This window comes from Lysinibacillus sp. NPDC093216 (assembly GCF_050280325.1).
GTDB lineage: Bacteria > Bacillota > Bacilli > Bacillales_A > Planococcaceae > Lysinibacillus.
In genome coordinates, this window is the sequence record NZ_JBNNVB010000001.1 from 243,602 (window position 1) to 260,629 (window position 17,028).

General features: G+C 37.6%; 22 protein-coding genes. All 22 read right to left on the reverse strand.

Annotated elements, in window-relative coordinates; all coding sequences use genetic code 11:
- Position 1 precedes the first annotated feature (1 nt).
- Entirely contained in the window at positions 2-778 is a 777-nt protein-coding gene (fliR, locus tag ACQKOG_RS01185; protein ID WP_370075217.1) for a flagellar biosynthetic protein FliR, read from the reverse strand.
- Positions 779-782: 4 nt separating this feature from the next.
- On the reverse strand, positions 783-1,052 hold the full coding sequence (gene fliQ / locus ACQKOG_RS01190; RefSeq protein ID WP_132357429.1) for a flagellar biosynthesis protein FliQ: 270 nt from the start codon (positions 1,050-1,052) through the stop codon (positions 783-785).
- A 13-nt stretch (positions 1,053-1,065) separates the two neighbouring features.
- The gene (gene fliP, locus ACQKOG_RS01195; protein ID WP_370075219.1) at positions 1,066-1,731 is read right to left on the reverse strand and encodes a flagellar type III secretion system pore protein FliP; all 666 of its coding nucleotides are present in this window, start codon (positions 1,729-1,731) and stop codon (positions 1,066-1,068) included.
- Positions 1,728-2,399 carry a flagellar biosynthetic protein FliO gene (locus tag ACQKOG_RS01200; RefSeq protein ID WP_402868124.1) on the reverse strand — a complete coding sequence of 224 codons (672 nt, stop codon included), beginning with the start codon at positions 2,397-2,399 and terminating at the stop codon, positions 1,728-1,730. The genes fliP and ACQKOG_RS01200 overlap by 4 nt, the downstream gene beginning before the upstream one ends.
- Before the next feature lie 10 nt (positions 2,400-2,409).
- Positions 2,410-2,772 (reverse strand): response regulator, encoded by a 363-nt coding sequence (locus ACQKOG_RS01205; RefSeq protein ID WP_049668450.1) that lies wholly within the window; start codon positions 2,770-2,772, stop codon positions 2,410-2,412.
- Between the two features lie 21 nt (positions 2,773-2,793).
- A complete protein-coding gene (gene fliY / locus ACQKOG_RS01210; protein ID WP_370075221.1) occupies positions 2,794-4,035 on the reverse strand; it encodes a flagellar motor switch phosphatase FliY in 1,242 nt (413 codons plus the stop codon).
- Positions 4,028-5,023, reverse strand: a complete 996-nt coding sequence (fliM, locus tag ACQKOG_RS01215; RefSeq protein WP_370042860.1) for a flagellar motor switch protein FliM — start codon at positions 5,021-5,023, stop codon at positions 4,028-4,030. Before fliM ends, fliY begins: the two co-directional genes overlap by 8 nt.
- Before the next feature lie 31 nt (positions 5,024-5,054).
- Positions 5,055-5,483 carry a flagellar basal body-associated protein FliL gene (gene fliL, locus ACQKOG_RS01220; protein WP_370075222.1) on the reverse strand — a complete coding sequence of 143 codons (429 nt, stop codon included), beginning with the start codon at positions 5,481-5,483 and terminating at the stop codon, positions 5,055-5,057.
- Entirely contained in the window at positions 5,473-5,694 is a 222-nt protein-coding gene (locus ACQKOG_RS01225) for a flagellar FlbD family protein (protein WP_370075223.1), read from the reverse strand. Before ACQKOG_RS01225 ends, fliL begins: the two co-directional genes overlap by 11 nt.
- A gap of 137 nt (positions 5,695-5,831) precedes the next feature.
- On the reverse strand, positions 5,832-6,797 hold the full coding sequence (locus tag ACQKOG_RS01230) for a flagellar hook-basal body complex protein (RefSeq protein ID WP_370075224.1): 966 nt from the start codon (positions 6,795-6,797) through the stop codon (positions 5,832-5,834).
- A gap of 79 nt (positions 6,798-6,876) precedes the next feature.
- Positions 6,877-7,248, reverse strand: coding sequence for a TIGR02530 family flagellar biosynthesis protein (locus ACQKOG_RS01235; RefSeq protein ID WP_370075341.1), 372 nt, complete (start codon positions 7,246-7,248; stop codon positions 6,877-6,879).
- A 15-nt stretch (positions 7,249-7,263) separates the two neighbouring features.
- On the reverse strand, positions 7,264-7,953 hold the full coding sequence (gene flgD, locus ACQKOG_RS01240; protein WP_370075225.1) for a flagellar hook assembly protein FlgD: 690 nt from the start codon (positions 7,951-7,953) through the stop codon (positions 7,264-7,266).
- 2 nt (positions 7,954-7,955) lie between these two features.
- Complete coding sequence (locus ACQKOG_RS01245; RefSeq protein ID WP_370075226.1) at positions 7,956-9,221, reverse strand: flagellar hook-length control protein FliK; 1,266 nt, start codon at positions 9,219-9,221, stop codon at positions 7,956-7,958.
- 24 nt (positions 9,222-9,245) lie between these two features.
- On the reverse strand, positions 9,246-9,854 hold the full coding sequence (locus tag ACQKOG_RS01250; RefSeq protein ID WP_323652765.1) for a MotE family protein: 609 nt from the start codon (positions 9,852-9,854) through the stop codon (positions 9,246-9,248).
- 4 nt (positions 9,855-9,858) lie between these two features.
- Positions 9,859-10,308: a flagellar export protein FliJ gene (fliJ, locus tag ACQKOG_RS01255; protein ID WP_370075227.1), complete on the reverse strand. Its 450-nt coding sequence runs from the start codon at positions 10,306-10,308 to the stop codon at positions 9,859-9,861.
- A 1-nt stretch (position 10,309) separates the two neighbouring features.
- Complete coding sequence (gene fliI, locus ACQKOG_RS01260; RefSeq protein WP_132357440.1) at positions 10,310-11,635, reverse strand: flagellar protein export ATPase FliI; 1,326 nt, start codon at positions 11,633-11,635, stop codon at positions 10,310-10,312.
- A gap of 5 nt (positions 11,636-11,640) precedes the next feature.
- A complete protein-coding gene (gene fliH, locus ACQKOG_RS01265) occupies positions 11,641-12,429 on the reverse strand; it encodes a flagellar assembly protein FliH (protein WP_370075228.1) in 789 nt (262 codons plus the stop codon).
- Complete coding sequence (gene fliG / locus ACQKOG_RS01270; RefSeq protein ID WP_053594207.1) at positions 12,422-13,435, reverse strand: flagellar motor switch protein FliG; 1,014 nt, start codon at positions 13,433-13,435, stop codon at positions 12,422-12,424. The genes fliH and fliG overlap by 8 nt, the downstream gene beginning before the upstream one ends.
- A 15-nt stretch (positions 13,436-13,450) precedes the next feature.
- On the reverse strand, positions 13,451-15,040 hold the full coding sequence (fliF, locus tag ACQKOG_RS01275) for a flagellar basal-body MS-ring/collar protein FliF (RefSeq protein ID WP_370075229.1): 1,590 nt from the start codon (positions 15,038-15,040) through the stop codon (positions 13,451-13,453).
- 353 nt (positions 15,041-15,393) lie between these two features.
- Complete coding sequence (gene fliE, locus ACQKOG_RS01280) at positions 15,394-15,699, reverse strand: flagellar hook-basal body complex protein FliE (RefSeq protein ID WP_370075230.1); 306 nt, start codon at positions 15,697-15,699, stop codon at positions 15,394-15,396.
- A 23-nt stretch (positions 15,700-15,722) separates the two neighbouring features.
- The gene (gene flgC, locus ACQKOG_RS01285; RefSeq protein ID WP_370075231.1) at positions 15,723-16,184 is read right to left on the reverse strand and encodes a flagellar basal body rod protein FlgC; all 462 of its coding nucleotides are present in this window, start codon (positions 16,182-16,184) and stop codon (positions 15,723-15,725) included.
- Between the two features lie 3 nt (positions 16,185-16,187).
- The gene (gene flgB, locus ACQKOG_RS01290; protein ID WP_370075232.1) at positions 16,188-16,580 is read right to left on the reverse strand and encodes a flagellar basal body rod protein FlgB; all 393 of its coding nucleotides are present in this window, start codon (positions 16,578-16,580) and stop codon (positions 16,188-16,190) included.
- Positions 16,581-17,028 lie beyond the last annotated feature (448 nt).

The window sequence follows — 17,028 nt, forward strand, 5'->3', positions numbered from 1 at the left end:
TTTATCCACCACCTAAAATAGCCATTAAATCACGCATCGCATATATCATAATTGTAATAAGCTTTTGTATCACTTGAACCATTACAGTCATCATTGTGAATAACACTAGAAAACTAACACCAATTTTAATAGGAAAACCAACAACAAAAATATTTAATTGTGGTACAGTTTTCGCCGTGATTCCTAGCGCCAAGTCGACTAAAAATAAAGTTGCTACAACAGGAGCAGCCATTTGAAAGGCAATCGCAAAAACAGCTGTAAATGTTGTGATGATAAACTCTATATAATTGGCATTTGCGAAATTTGGAAATCCTTGATCCATCGGTAAGAATTGATAACTATAATAAATTCCATCGAGAATCATATGATGTCCATTTATAGCTAGTAGAAAAAGTAATGCTAGCGTATTAAAAAATTGTCCTATCAATGGACTTTGTGCACCTGTTTGCGGGTCAATAATATTGGCAATGGCAAAACCCATTTGAAAATCTATAAAGCTTCCGGCAATTTGAATTGCCGACATGATGATATAAGCAACTAGACCGAGCAACAGTCCAATGAGCGCTTCTTTCATCACTAAAAGTATGTAATCACCATTAAATACAAATGGTTCAACGTCAATTGTGTAATACATCATCCAAGCTAAAACTAATGCGAGCGTTATTTTAACTTGTGGCGGAATCGTTCTGTACGAGAAAAAAGGCACAGTGACAAAAAATGCCGATACGCGCACAAGCACTAATAAGAAAACCGTAAAATGCGGGATTAATTCATTCATCTACTCACCCTATATAACGCGTTAAATTCTCAAAAATATCTCTCGCATAGCTAGTCACTTGTGATAACATCCAAGGACCGAAAAATACGATGGCTGCTAATACAGCGATGATTTTTGGAACGAATGCTAAAGTTTGCTCTTGAATCGATGTTGTTGCCTGAAAAATACTTACCGCTAAACCAGTGATTAAAGCAACTAATAATAGCGGACCGCTTGTTAGAAGGATAACCATAATGGCACGCTCTGCAATTGAAATAACCAATTCACCTGTCATACTGTATCATCCCCTAAAAACTTTGTAGTAATGATTTCATCACAAGGTACCAACCATCAACGAGTACAAATAATAAAATCTTAAACGGCAATGAAATCATAACCGGTGGTAACATCATCATCCCCATCGACATTAGAGTACTTGCAACAATCATGTCGATTACTAGGAATGGAATAAATATCATAAAGCCAATTTGAAACGCTGTTTTAATCTCACTCAATGCGAAAGCAGGTACGAGCATTGTAAGGGGAATTTCTTCTACTGATGCTGGCTTTTCTGCTTTATTATAGGTTAAAAATAAATCAAGATCCTTTTGCCTTGTATGCTTACTCATAAACTCTTTAAACGGCACACTGGCACGATCATACGCTTCTTCAATTCCAATTTTCTCAGAAAATAGTGGCTGCAATGCCTCTTTATTGACCTCTTGAAATGTTGGGGCCATGATAAAGAAAGTTAAAAACAAGGCAAGGCCCACAATGACCTGGTTCGGTGGCATTTGCTGTGTCGCTAACGCAGTACGAACAAACGATAATACGATAACTATTCGTGTAAATGATGTCATTAAAATTAAAATACTTGGTGCCAGTGAAAGAACTGTTAACAACAAAAGAAGCTTAACAGCGCTAGAGACATTTGTCGGGTCGCCGTTGGAAAAAACACTGATTACATCATTCATTTATCATCATTCTCCTTTTGCTTCCATTTCTCCAGTTCTTCACTACGCTCCTGTTTAATTTCGGAAATCTTTTTTTCAAATAGCTCACCAAAAGAGCCTTGTTTTTGCTGCGCTGGTGAACTTTCATTACTTTTTCTCTTAAACTTAGATAATACTTCTGCAATATACGGTGATGTTACTGCAAGTTCTTGTCGTTCATTATATAGTGCTAAAAGTGTTGCAACTTCATCAGGATCAGTAATTTCACGTAATAGCTGGACATCCTCACCGACCCCAACTAAATAGAGTGTTTTACCTACTTGTAATAGTTGTACCGACTTTTGAGCACCTAAAGATAAACCGCCTAAATTTTGTACTAATTGATTACGTTGAAAGTTCAAATTTCTTTTATTTAAAAACTTCATTAATCCATAAAATAAAGCTATAACAAAAATAAGCGCCAACACCATTTTTATGTATTCCCACGCAGATACGTCTCCAGCCGCTTGTAAATCTGAATCTTTCTCAGCAGCTGGAGTACTATCTTCTTTGCAATCTCCTTTTTTATTAATGCAGTCGTCGACAAATTTTGTGTTAGATTCTGCATACACAGGAGTTGTTGTAGGGTACAAAAACAGGAAGGATACAAGAAATGCGAAAATCATCGTTAGACGAAATGATTTTAACATTTGCATTCAATCATCCTAGAGCTTTTTGAATCGCTTCAATTACACGATCAGCTTGGAAAGGTTTAACAATAAAGTCTTTCGCACCAGCTTGAATTGCATCGATTACCATTGCTTGTTGTCCCATTGCCGAACACATAATTACAGTTGCATTTGGATCTGAACCTTTAATTGCTTTAAGAGCAGCAATACCGTCCATTTCTGGCATCGTAATATCCATTGTTACTAAATCTGGCTTTAATTCGTTGTACTTTTCAACAGCCTGTAAACCATCAGCAGCCTCTCCAACAACTTCAAACCCATTTTTCGATAAAATATCCTTGATCATCATGCGCATGAATGCGGCATCGTCTACAATCAAAATTCTTTTAGACATGGTTAACTCCTCCAATTGAAACTATCTTAAATTATTTAAACGCTCTGCTTGACTTAAAACATCTGTAATGCGGACACCGAAGTTTTCATCAATAACAACGACTTCACCTTTAGCGATTAAACGGCTATTTACTAAAATATCAACTGGTTCACCAGCCAATTTATCTAGTTCAATAATCGAACCACTAGATAGTTCTAATATCTCTTTTACAGAACGCTTTGTACGTCCTAACTCTACAGTAACTTGCAATGGAATATCAAGTAGCATATTTAAATTTCTAGCTTCAGATTGCGAGATAACATTTGGATCAAAACTAGCAAACTGTGCTTGTTGAACATTGACCGGTTGAACAGGTCTTGTTGCTTGCATCGGAATCTGTTGTTGCTCTTGATACATTGGTTGCTGCACAGGCGCTGCTTGCTGTTGATATACTGGCTGTGCAGGCGGTGGTGTTACAGGTGCTTGTGGTTGCATAGACGCCTGTGGTTGTACAGGTGTCGGTGCTACTGGCGCTTCAGGCGCTATAGTTGCAGCCACAGGTTCCTCGATCGATTCCGTTTCTCCTAATAGAGATTTTACAATGTTTTGGCTAAATTTCAGCGGTAATAATTGCATTAGATTCGAATCAATTAAATTACCAATTTTCAATCTGAAAGATACTTTTACGAGTAAATCATCTTCAGGAATATTTTCTCGTCCTTCGTTCTGAGAAATATTCATTAAATCAATAGTAGGTGGAGAAATATCCACTTTTTTATTAAATACTGTCGACATTGAAGTAGCCGCAGAACCCATCATTTGATTCATAGCTTCTTGCACGGCACTTAGCTGAATTTCACCTAAATCTGGTTTCGGATTTAAGCCATCTCCACCTAACATTAAATCAGCAATAATCGCTGCATCGGATTGCTTAATGACAAGTAAATTCATTCCTGTCAATCCGATTGTATATTCAACCTGTACGGCTACATAAGGATGAGGAAATTCCTCTTCTAATTTATTTCGGTTAATCATTGAAATACTTGGGGTAGTAATATCTACTTTTTGACCTAATAACGCTGACAGCGCTGTAGCAGAGCTACCAAAAGATATATTTCCTACCTCACCTAATGCATCTTGGGCAAACGAATCGAGGTAATCCTCTACTTTTAAATCATTAATTTCCTCATTTGTAGAAGCTTCAGTGCCGCTGTTTTTATCTTCCAACGTTTCGCCCCTTAATAACGCTTCAATTTCTTCTTGGGAGAGCATTTCATCACTCATCTTCGTCTCCTCCTTTCAAAGGGTCGATAATCTGGATTGCTAATTTTTTGCCTTGTTTTCCTGGTTGAACTGTAAATTTCGGTAATGTCCCTACTTTTAACAGTAGTGGATCTTCAATTTTTTGTTCTAATTGAATAACATCTCCAACTTGCATTGTGAGGAAATCCTCAATGGTAATGTCTGTAATACCTAGTTCAACGGAAACAGGTAGTTGTGCTTGTTTCACACGTGTTTCAAGCATTTTTGTTTGCTCTGGAGACATCTCTTTTGTATTCGTCTGCATCCAGTAACGAACAGAAAGATTTGGAACAATTGGCTCCAATACAACATGCGGGATACAAATATTAATCATACCGCTTGTCTCACCGATGATCGTGTTTAAGGAAATAACGACAACTGTTTCATTTGGTGAAATCATTTGTAAAAATTGAGGGTTGACCTCAAGCTCTACTAAGATTGGATCAATTTCCGCAACATTTTCCCATGCCTCGCGTAAATTGTCGAATGAACGTTCAAAAAGGTTTGTCATAATTTTAGTTTCTATTTCTGTTAAGTTATCTACATTACTATGACTCGCCCCACTACCGCCCATTAAACGATCTAACATCGAGTAGGCAATGTTTGGGTTTATTTCCATCAATATATTACCATCTAATGGCGGCACTTCAAACACATTAATGAGTGTCATATTCGGAATCGAACGTACAAACTCTTCAAATGGTATTTGGTCCACTGATGCAACAGTAATCTGCACATAGCTTCTCAGCTGTGCAGAAAAGAAGGTTGTCAGCAATCGTGCAAAATTTTCATGTATTCGGGTCAAACTTCGGATTTGATCTTTTGAGAAACGAAGTGCTCGTTTAAAGTCATAAACTTTAACCTTGCGCCCCTCGTCCTCTTTTTTTATGTCGTCCGCTGACATTTCCCCAGTTGATATTGCGGAAAGCAGCGCATCTATCTCAGATTGAGATAACACATCTCCTGCCATTTGCCCACCTCCATTTCAAGCAGTTTCTTTATTATTGGGTGATGAAGGAGGTAAAATAAACTTCCTGAATTTCTCCCTCTTGCATCAATTCATTAATTTTTGTTTTTAATGATTTTTGGAAAACTTGTTTCCCTTGCTTACCTTCTAAATCTTTTTGCTCCATTTCTGAAAGCTCTTGAATAACAATATTTTTCACTTGGAAATCACGTTTCGTTAATTCAGCAGCAGCATCTTTATTTGATGTTTGAATTTTTAACGAAAAGCGTACAATTTTGTTATCAGCTAGATTTGTAGTAATCTCCGGAATTTCAACAGAAGCTTCTACGATTTCATCAATAGTTGGCTCAAGAGACTTTGCCGGCTTATTAAATTGGGTAAATAATACAAAGCAAATACCCCCGATAAGTATGATTGCTACTAGTACGATGATAATCATCGTTAACACTTTGTTATTCTTCATCTTCTTCACCTCGTAGATGCGGGTTTGATAGTATTTGTATATTTTTATAAAAGGCTGTTACCTTTTGTCGCACCTCATCTTGACTCTGTAAAACAATGATTTTGGTTCCAGTCGTTAATGTAATGGTCGTATCCGGAAAAGATTCGACCGTTTCTATGTATAAAGCATTCAATGAAAATGCTTTGCCATTTAAACGTGTTAGTTCAATCATTGAAATAGGGCCGGGTCTAGCATGAGAGCCGGCCCGACCCTCCCTCATATGAAATTATGTTTTTAGTTTTGAGCACTTTGTAATCTTAACCGGTATTTTCTTTACCTACATATTAAGTATAAACCTCATACTAAAATCTAGCGTTTTAGATTCACAAGCTCTTGAAGAATTTCATCAGAAGTTGTGATAATACGTGTATTTGATTGGAAACCACGTTGCGCTACAATCATTTCAGTAAACTCCTCTGAAAGGTCGACATTGGACATTTCTAGGTAGCCAGCTTCAACGGTACCAATCCCTCCTACCGATCCAACTTGAGCGTATGGTTGTCCAGAGTTCGCTGAGGTTTGGTAGTAGTTACCACCCACTTTTTCAAGGCCACCAGCATTTGGGAACTTTGCAAGTATAAGTTGACCAGCATATTGTTTGTCACCTTTATAGTCTACATACATAACTGTACCATCTTTACCAATAGACATTGATTGCGCTGTTGTAGGGATACGAATCGGTGAAATTTCAGTTGCGAAATCCATACCCTCTGCGATATTACCTTCTATATCAGCTAGTCCATTATCTGCTTTTTGTTCGTCAGCTGCAGAACCATCGATTGAATCACCATCAGCAGAAATCGATAACTCATCACTTGCATGACCGACTAAATATTTACCATCGGCGTTCACTAAATATCCATTTCTATCCATATAGAAGTTACCAGCACGTGTATAGAGAATATTGCTGTAACCCTCAGCATCAAGGTTCCCATCTTCATCAGGTGCACCATTTGCATCACCTACCATGAAGAATCCATCACCAGATATAGCTAAGTCTAACTCACGAAACGTTGTTTGCATTGAACCTGTACCGTGAATTGTATCGATTGCAGCTAGTTGTGAACCTAAACCGATTTGTTTAGCGTTAACACCACCACGAGTTTGTGTAGGTGAAGAGGCACCTGCTGACGTTTGAGACATTAAATCTTTAAATACTACACGTCCTTTTTTAAAGCCGTAAGTATTAACATTAGCAATATTATTCCCAATTACATCCAGCTTTGTTTGGAAGTTTTTTAAACCTGAAATACCAGAATACATAGAACGTAACATAATGTCGTTCTCCCTTCGTCTATTAATTGTATGCTTCTATCAATCAGCACACCTAGGCCTCCTATTACAGGTCCAGCCTTTACAGCACGATTGTGCCATCAATATTTGTAAATATTTGCTGTTTCGCTTCCGTGCGGTCCATCGCGGTAATGACAGTTGCGTTTTTAGCGCTGACAATTAAAGCTGCTTGATCCATCAAGACTAATGGTTGTTTGACACCTTTTGAGTGTGCTTCAAATACCTTTTCTGATACAGCCTGCCATTCTTGTTCAGTAATCGCAATATTACGCTGGATTATACGTTCATGCGCATGCTTGCTCACTTTTAATTCTTGTTGCTTGGTAGCTTCCTGTAAATGAGCTTTAAACGATTGCTGTGTTTTTATTGGCGTAGGTTGTGTCTGGCGAATAGATGGATGTAATGGTACACGATGTATTGAAAACTGATCCATCATTCTTCTCCACCTCTATTCGCTTATTTCGGTAAATTCTTTTTGTGTTAATTTTTTGTCATTGTCTAATACGTAATAAATAACGCCATCTTTACTCGAAACAGAAACAATACGCCCTTGTAGTTCTTGCTCGCCGTCTTTATAGGTAACTTTTTTACCAATGAGCTTGCTTGCTTGTACAAGAGGAGATTCTTTTTCAGTATTGTTTTCACTCGAATTCGTTCCTGAACCACCTAAAATAGCTGAAATATTGCCAGGCGTTATTTCCTTACCATCAGCTAATACGAATACTACATCTCCGTCTACAAATTTCACCGATTCAATAATGCCTGTTCCTTCATTGATAATAGGTTTCTTGTCTTCATCCAACTCATCTGTTATCTCATGCCATTTTACTTCTTTACCAACAAATGTTGTATAACTCATAAGCTGTGTTTGTTGCTGTGAAGCTAGTAATGAATTCATCGCTTTTGTCATATTTTGCATTTGTTCTAAAGAAGAGAATTGTGCCAGTTGAGAAATGAATTCTCGGTCGTCCATAGGATTTGTTGGATCCTGATGTTTTAATTGTGCAATTAATAATTGAAGAAAAGAATCCTTACCAAGTTCTTGATTACCTGTTTCCCTAACTGGCTTCTTGTAATTCTGATAGTAAAAGTCATCCGTTATCTTTCCAGTCATTTTATCAGTCTTTGTATCTGCCATATTTACACCTCCTCACTTATTAGATAGTCATTAAAGGACTTGCCTTCATCGTCATTGTCGCTTTTTTGCTCTTCTTCTTCTTGCTGTTGTTGCTTAAAGAAATTATTGAAGAAGCTTTGATCGCGTTGTTGACGATCTGCATCTTGTAAGGATTGGGCAATATCAAGACGATCAACTTGAATATTTTGCTGTACAAAGGCTTGCTTTAATTGATGTGCCGTACTATCAAGTAATTCACGACCTTGAGCTGTTGAAGCGAGTAGACGGGCTGTGAGGACACCGTCATTTTGCACAAGTTCGATACGAATTGCTCCTAGATTTTCGGGATACAATTTCAATGTTAAGCGCGTAATACCCTGTGCATTAGAGATTTGGGCTCTGTTGATAATTGCTTGCATCTCTTTCAAAAATGCCTCAGACTGTGCTGGTTTTGCAGCCGGGAGTGTTACTTGGAACGTATCTGCTTTTGTTTGGACTGTATTGGAAGTTACCATCTCATTAGAACTAGTGTCTGTCTGTTTTGTAACTTGAACTTGTTGAACTACTTTCTGAAAGCCTTGTAACGGCAGTGTTACTGTTGTTTTCGTTGTTACTTGCTGTTCAGATAAAGTCGTCTCTACTTGTGTTTGCATCGTTGTCAGAAGACTCTTGATGTTAGTTAGCACGTTTTCTTGTGAAGCTGTTAAGTCTGTTTTTTGTCCAACTAGCTGTGCTAACTTTAACACTTGAAGTAATGGCGCTGTTTCCTTTGGAGTCACTTGTCCTTCGCCTTGTAAAGCTGCTACGATTTGCGTTTGAAGCATTGGTGCCTGAGCGTCTACTATTGCTAAAAGCTCCCATACATCTTTTGCTTCTTTATCTTCTCCTAGCAACTGTTGTACTAATTGTTGAAGTTGCTCGGTATCAATCCCCAATGCATCCATTAGGTTATCCAGATTTAACATTTCATCAATTGCAACAGCTTTGCCTTCATCACCAATTTGAAGCATTAACAAGCCATCGTCGTGTGGAATACCCAGTAAGTCTAGTACGTCTTCTATAGATTCAGCATTTAAAACTGCTGTCAAATCAGATGTATCTTTTATGTCTGTTGACTGTGTAGGCTGCTGTATTTGATTTGAAGAAGAAATAATCTGTCCAAAAACAGACCCAAACTTGTTCGACGGTCCATTTGCATTCACATTGGAATCACCTGATGTTGTAGGTTTTGTAGCTGCTGTTTTAGCTGGTATAGCCTTAGACATCATTTGCATCATTGCCACATCCATTTTTTCACCCCCCTTCAGATTTCCTTATTGTTTAGCCATCATTTCTGTATATTTAGCAGCATTTTGTGGATCCATTTTTTCTAAAATCGCAGCTAATTTATCTGGTTTTAAGTTTGTTAAAATACGAAGTGCTTCAGTATCGCTCATTTTAATAAGAACTGGCGCTGCTGCTTTAGGGGACATTTTATCAAATGTTTTTAAAATATCAGTAAAGTCACGCTTTACATCACTTTGCTCCCTATTTAATTTTTCAATTTCAAATTTTAACTGTTCATTTTCTGTCGTTAACTTTTCTTTTTCAGTTGTTGCCGTATCCATCTTTTTTTGAAGCTGTACGATTTCCGCTTCTTTTTCTTGTATTTCGGCCTGTAACTTTACAACTTTTGAATCATTATTAACGACAGCATCTTTTGCTTGTTGTTCTTCTGAAGGAACGAATGGTAAGCTTTGAACTGCCTTTTTCCCTAAATCAAAAACATTCGTATTCATTAGGGTTGCAACAACAAGTAGAACTGCCGCTACAAACATAATAGGTATTACAAACCACGTAAAAAACTTTCGCAAGCCTCCTGATTTACGTTTAGGCGGTTGTTCTACTAATTCTGCTTTAAGTCGATTGTCTGTTTTCGCCATGAAATCACCTGATTTCTCTCTTGTTATACGTAAGCAATGAAATCTCATCTAAAAAAATGCCTTCGATACGATCCTGTTCCTGCTGAAACACTTTAAAATCTTTCTCTCGCATTTTTTCAAATTTACGTACTTCCAAGTTTTTTTCTAATAATTTTTCTTCGTGCCAATTCATTTTTGCACGAGCTTGAACAACTTTTTGCTGTACATCAGTAATTGTTTTTTCGAGGCTATCAATAAACCGTGCATAGTGATGAACTTCTTCTATTGATGAACCTACAGCTAAACGCTCCTGCTGAAACTCTATTAAATCTTCTTTCTTTTTTAACAACTCATATAGCTTAGTTGCAATTTCTTCAAAAGAACGTACAGATTCTTTATAGGCAATTTCTGTTTCATTTTTTTCTTGCTCTCGAATGGTTAACACTTTTTCAAAACGATATATATAGCTTACCACCCTATTTTCCACCACCAATCGATAATGAAATTAACTCATTCTTACTTTCCTCTAGGGTCACCTTATCTAAATAGCCTTGCTTTAAATAAGCGGTAATGAGAGGTTCATAGTAAATGGCTTCATCAATTTCTTTTGATGTTCCTGTCTTATAGGCACCGATATTAATTAAATCCTCTGACTTGTCATATGTATAATAGAGCTCCCTTAATCGTTCTGCAGCCTTTTTGTGCTCTGGCTCTGCCACATGATTCATCAAACGGCTGACACTTTTTAATACATTAATAGCTGGATATTGACCTTTATTAGCAAGGTTTCGATCAAGGACTATATGACCATCTAAAATCCCTCGCACCGTATCTGCAATTGGCTCATTCATATCATCACCATCTACTAACACTGTATAAAAGGCAGTAATAGAGCCTTTCTCATTAGTACCTGTGCGTTCTAATAGTTTAGGTAAAATCGCAAATACAGATGGTGTATAACCTTTTTGAGCTGGTGGTTCACCTGTCGCAAGACCGATTTCACGCTGCGCCATAGCAACACGAGTCACAGAGTCCATCATCAACATGACATTTAAGCCGCGATTTCTAAAATATTCAGCAATCGCTGTTGCGGTAAAGGCCCCTTTAATTCGCATTAGTGCAGGCTGATCAGAGGTAGCAGCTACTACTATCGATCGACTTAAACCCTCTGGTCCTAAATCACGCTCTATAAACTCACGAACCTCACGACCACGTTCCCCAATTAGCGCGATTACGTTTAAATCTGCTTGGGTATTTCGCGCAATCATACCGAGCAATGTACTTTTCCCGACCCCAGAACCAGCGAAAATACCAACACGTTGTCCATTACCCACTGTTAGCATGCCATCAATTGCTTTAACACCTACTTCAAGTCTTTCATTTATCGGCGGGCGCGTTAGTGGATTGGGTGGGTCCTGCTCTGTCGGAACTGTCATTAATCCTTTCGGTAATACAGTTCCATCTATTGGATTCCCCATAGAATCAAGTACCTTACCGATTAGCTCAGGGCCCACTTTTACCTCAAGCGGTGCCCCTGTACCTTCGACTAGGCAGCCAATTGATATTTCTCGAAGCGAAGTAAAAGGCATTAAGACGACAATTTCATCTTTGAAGCCTACAACCTCTGCTAAGATGATTTGATGGCCGTTTTTAGAAGTTTCCACATGAATTTTACAGACATCACCAATAGAACTATCTGGACCTTGTGACTCAATCATCAAGCCGACAACTCTAGTTACTCTACCAAATTTTTTAAAGGTTGGTATTTGAGGAATTTGTTCGATTAATTGAGCCGTTTTCATCTAGATCATTCCTTACTTTCTAATATTTCATGTAGCTTCAATCTTAGTTCGTTCAATTGCTCATCAATACTTACAACAATACGGCCATGATTTGTTTCAATATAACAATCTGTTTCATTTTCTAACTCCTCATTTACAAAAATCATAAATGGTACGTCAGTTGGGAACATTTCAGCTAGTTCATCCCGATTAGCAGTAATTAAAGCATAGTAGGTAGGCGAAACATAAATTTTTATTTCTTTCATTTCTCTCGCTTCTTTAAGTCCTCTATGAACGATTGAAACAAATAATTCGTTGTCTCGCTCTAAAGATGCATCAATAATTCGCTCTGCTGTAGTTAAGCCTAGCTCTAAAATAATCGATTCCTGATCTTCAATATATTTCCGAGCATTTTCCCCTGCATGAATGATTATTTCATTGGCCGTTTGGAGAGATTGCGCCATCGCTTCATTAGCTTTGTTTATCCCGTCCTCATAGCCTTGACCAAATCCTTCATCATAAGCTTCTTGCACTCGATTAGGTCGTTCTTCTTCCCAACCTTGCTTTAAATGTTCAATTTCCTGAAAGAACATTTGCTTTTCTTGTTCAAAAGCCTCACGTTCAGCTTGTAAAGTAGCTCTAGCCTCTGCAAATAAACGTTCGCGCTCTTCTAGCACTTCTTCGATAGTAATTTGTTTTTGAGGTGGAACTTCTCCGTTCTCTACCTCTTGCATCTCAAACATGTCACGAATTTGAATTTTTTTGACATGATCGCCATTGGACTGTGTATATACAGAACGGATGATTCTAGACAATGACGTCATCTCCTCCACCACGTGCAATAATAATCTCACCAGCATCCTCTAAGCGACGAATGACAGCAACAATTCGAGATTGTGCCTCCTCTACATCACGCAGACGTACAGGTCCCATAATTTCCATTTCTTCCTTAAATGTCTCAGCCATACGTTGTGACATATTGCGGAAAATAATATCTTTTACTTCTTCGCTTGAAACTTTCATTGAAAGCAGTAAGTCTTCATTTTCACAATCACGAATAACACGTTGAATTGAGCGGTTGTCGAGCGTAACAATATCCTCGAATACAAACATACGTTTTTTGATTTCTTCAGCAAGCTCTGGATCTTGAATTTCGAGTGCATCGAGAATCGTTTTTTCCGTTTGTCGGTCTACACCATTTAACACTTCAACAACTGCGTCAATGCCACCCGTTTCCGTGTAATCCTGTGTAACGGTTGATGATAATTTACGCTCTAATACAGATTCAATTTCACTAATAACTTCTGGAGAAGTTGATTCCATTACGGCTATACGTTTAGCAATATCAGCTTGTACTTCCTGTGGTAATGAAGATAAAATAACACCCGCTTGCCCTGCCTCTAAATAAGATAGAATAAGGGCAATTGTTTGTGGATGTTCATTTTGAATAAAGTTAAAAATCTGTGCTGGATCAGCTCTACGCGCAAAGTCAAATGGACGCACTTGCAAAGAAGATGTTAGACGATTAATAATTGTTTGCGCCTGTTCTACACCAAGTGCTTTTTCCAATACTGTCTTCGCGTAACCAATACCACCCTGTGTAATATAGTCTTGCGCAAGTGCAATATTGTGAAATTCTTCAATAATTTCTTCTTTAACGTTTGCTTCTACTTTTTTAACGCTTGAAATCTCTAATGTTAAGCGTTCAATTTCCTCTTCTGTTAAATGTTTGTAAACAGAAGCTGAAACCTCAGGCCCTAATGAAATTAACAAGAGCGCGGCCTTTTGTTTTCCAGTTAATTCTTTATCTTTCTTGGACACAGTCGAACCTCCTAGTTAGTCTTCCGCAATCCAACTACGCAGTAACTTCGCAAAATCGTCTGGCTTATCTTTTGCCATTTTTTCAAGCTGCTTACGACGCATTGTAGCTTCCGTTTCAATTTCTTCATTAATATCTTCAATCATTAATTCTTCTTGTTCATCTAGGATACTAAGTTCTTCTTCTTCTTCCGCACGTTTACGTGAACGGATAATGAAGAATGCAAGCAATAATATTACAGCTAGTAATATGCCGCCGATTACCCAAACCCACCATGGAATAACAGATTTTTCACTAGCTGTCTCTGTTGCTTTACCATTTAAAGGATGCACTGAAACAGCTACTTTTTCATCGATTTGATCTTGAGTAAGTTCTGCTGCTACATCTTTAGAAATCGTCGTACGAACAATAGTACTTAAAATTTTCTGGATATCCTCTTGAACCCCATTTGGTAACGTTCCTGCGTCAGCTCCTGTCGGTGGTTCAACAATTACTTGGATACCTATATCTTGAACTTTATATGGTGCCTCTTGGATCTCTTTGCGTATACGGTTTACGTCATAATTAATTGTTTCTTCGGTATGCTCGGAATCCCCGTTACCCATGGTACCTTCGTTATAAGTGGTAAAGTTATCTGTTGTCGTTTCAGCTTCAGGTGTACCAGTAGCCGCAGCTGTACCAGAATATTGATCCGAAATACGTTGAGCACTAATTTCTATTCCTGCCATATTCTCTTCGTCAACCGGTGTAACTAGGTTTTCTTCACGATTTTCTTTTTTGAAATCAATGTCTGTTGTCACAGAAACTACTACTTTGTCTTGTCCCATAAGCGTACCTAGCATACTTTGAACTTGTCGCTGTAGGTCGCGCTCAACCAATTTCTTCGCTTGTAGCTGACCTTCAGCTGTCGTTGTTGAAGTTCCATCAGCAGTTGCAGCATGCAGATCAAAGTACTCGGAGAATTGGTTAGAAATAACAATGTTATCCGTGTTTAAATTCGGAACACTTTTTGCTACTAAATTGTACATAGTGGCAATTTGTTGCTCTGTAAATTTATAGCCAGGGTCTGTATTTAAAACAATAGATGCTGTCGCTTCATCTTTAACATCCTTTAAGAAAACGCCCTCTTCTGGAACGTTGATCATTACCTTTGCATCTTTTACACCATCTAGATTTTTAATGAGCTTTGCAACTTCTGTTTCAGTTGCTGCTTTTTTTAAGAGGTTAAACTCATTATCTGTCATACCAAATCCAGAGCCCTTTGCAAAAGAGTAATCAATCGACCCTGTTTGCGGATATCCGTCCGATGCCAACTGCACTAGCAATGAATCTACTTGGTCTTCAGGGACTGAAATCGATGTCCCTCCCGGTTCAATTTCATACTTTACACCTTGAGTGTCTAGCGCTTCCTTCACTTGTCCGATTTCTCTTGTCGATAAATCCTTATAAAGTGGTACATATGTAGTTTTTGTAGCAAAAATTGTAATAACTATAGCAAGTGCTACAACCCCTACTAAAGAACCAATCATCACAATTTTTTGTTTTTTACTACGACTTGTCCAAAATTGGCTGGTGTCGTTTTTTATTTTCGTCAATCGTTCATTCATTATGATCCTCCGGTTATAGTGAATAACCTATCCATCTAATAATTCGCGAAAACAGTGGTATCCCATAACATTCAATCAATATCATCACCATAACGGGTTGATTTCCGTTTCGATTAGTCTTTTTCCTAGGAGCGTCCGATGAGCCACACTTGTGGCAATCAGGATGTTGGTCAAGGCATTATCTCAAGACTTGATGCTTTTAACCTTCGCCACTTCTGTCTCCAGGGTATTATCTGTAACGTAATCCTTAAGGAGTCGTCAATCCTCTACATCAATCATTCATTTAAAAAAGTATAAATTATGGGATATATTCTTTACTTCAATAGTGAATGTAATCACTTGTTCAAATAAAGTTAGACACTCATTCGCATTATTTCTTGGTAAGCTTCAATCACCTTATTGCGAACTTCAATTGTTGCATTTAATGTAATGCTCGCTTTTTGTGATGCAATCATCACTTCGTGCAACTCTACATCTCCTCCATTAATTAACTTTTGAGTAAGATTGTCAGAAGTAATTTGTTGATCATTTACTTTCGATATTGCTTCTTTTAACGAGTTCGCAAAGCTCTGTTGTGCTTCATAAGGTGTCGTTTTAAGTTTATTTGTTTCATTTACAACCTGCATAGGTGTCATTTGTGAAACGGACGAAATTGTCATTATGTATCTTCCTTTCTTCTTATTTATCTTCCAATCTCTAAAGCCTTTGTCAGCATGGATTTATTTGCATTCAATACAGTTACGTTTGCCTCGTAGGAACGAGTAGCTGACATTAAATCTACCATTTCTTTTAATGGATCTACATTTGGCATATTTACATAGCCATCTGCATTTGCATCGGGATGAGTTGGATCATACACAAGTTTGAAAGGTGTTTCTGTATCCTCTTTTATTTGTGTAACTTTTACGCCGTTACCAACGCCACTTTTTGCGTTTTTACCAAGTGCTACATTAAAGAAATTTGAAAACTGTCCCTCTTGTGCTGTAAATGTCACAGACTTTCGACGGTATGGTTCCCACTCCCCATTCACTTGTTTAGATCGCGTTGAATCCATGTTTGCCATATTTGAAGAAATGACATCCATTCGTAAACGCTGTGCTGTTAAAGCTGAGGCAGTGGTATTCATTCCATGAAAAATAGACATCTATTACTTACCTCCTTTAATAACAGTATTTAATGTGTTTAACTTACCGTTCATACGTTCAATTAATGCGTTGTAATAAATTTGATTTTCCGCTAGTTTCGCCTGTTCAGCATCCATATCTACGGCATTACCGTTATTTCGATAACGTAAGCCATCAACATTATTCACTCCAGGTGTTGATTGTCGAATCTCGAAATCATAATGTCTACTATCAGTACGATATGCCGACAGTGACATTTGTTGTTCTTTCTCCAACATATCTTTAAAACTTACACTTTTCGCCTTATAGTTCGGCGTATCGACATTCGCAATGTTATTAGCGATCGTTTTATGATTCAAAGTTGCATAGGAAAGTCCGTTTTCCAAACTACTAATAGTTCCTCCAAACAAATCCAAAACACTCACCTCATTTATGTATTTCATTTTTTATCCAATAACACAATTGTAATTAAGATGATACCTAGTGTCTATTGTCTTTTGTCCCTTTTTAATAGTATATCAGACCTATTTTTATTCGCAAATAACCAGGACAATACTTCCGCACCCCTTGCTACCACAGGCTTCACAGGACACAACACATATCTAGTTAATTTACACTACTCAGACAGTGTTTACGGTTTTAGGATTGATTTTTTTCCTTTTTTTAACAAAATATCAGTAGACACAATGTCTATATTAGAGTTCCTTTTTACTATTTAAGTACAAGTTGTAAAAAATACTTAAAATTCAGAATAGTTATTCTAGACTGTCTTATAAGTATCAATTGGAGCATCTATTTTTTTCATTTATGCAAAAAGTAATGCATACTCAAAAAATCTAATTTAGGGAGAAAGCAATGATAATT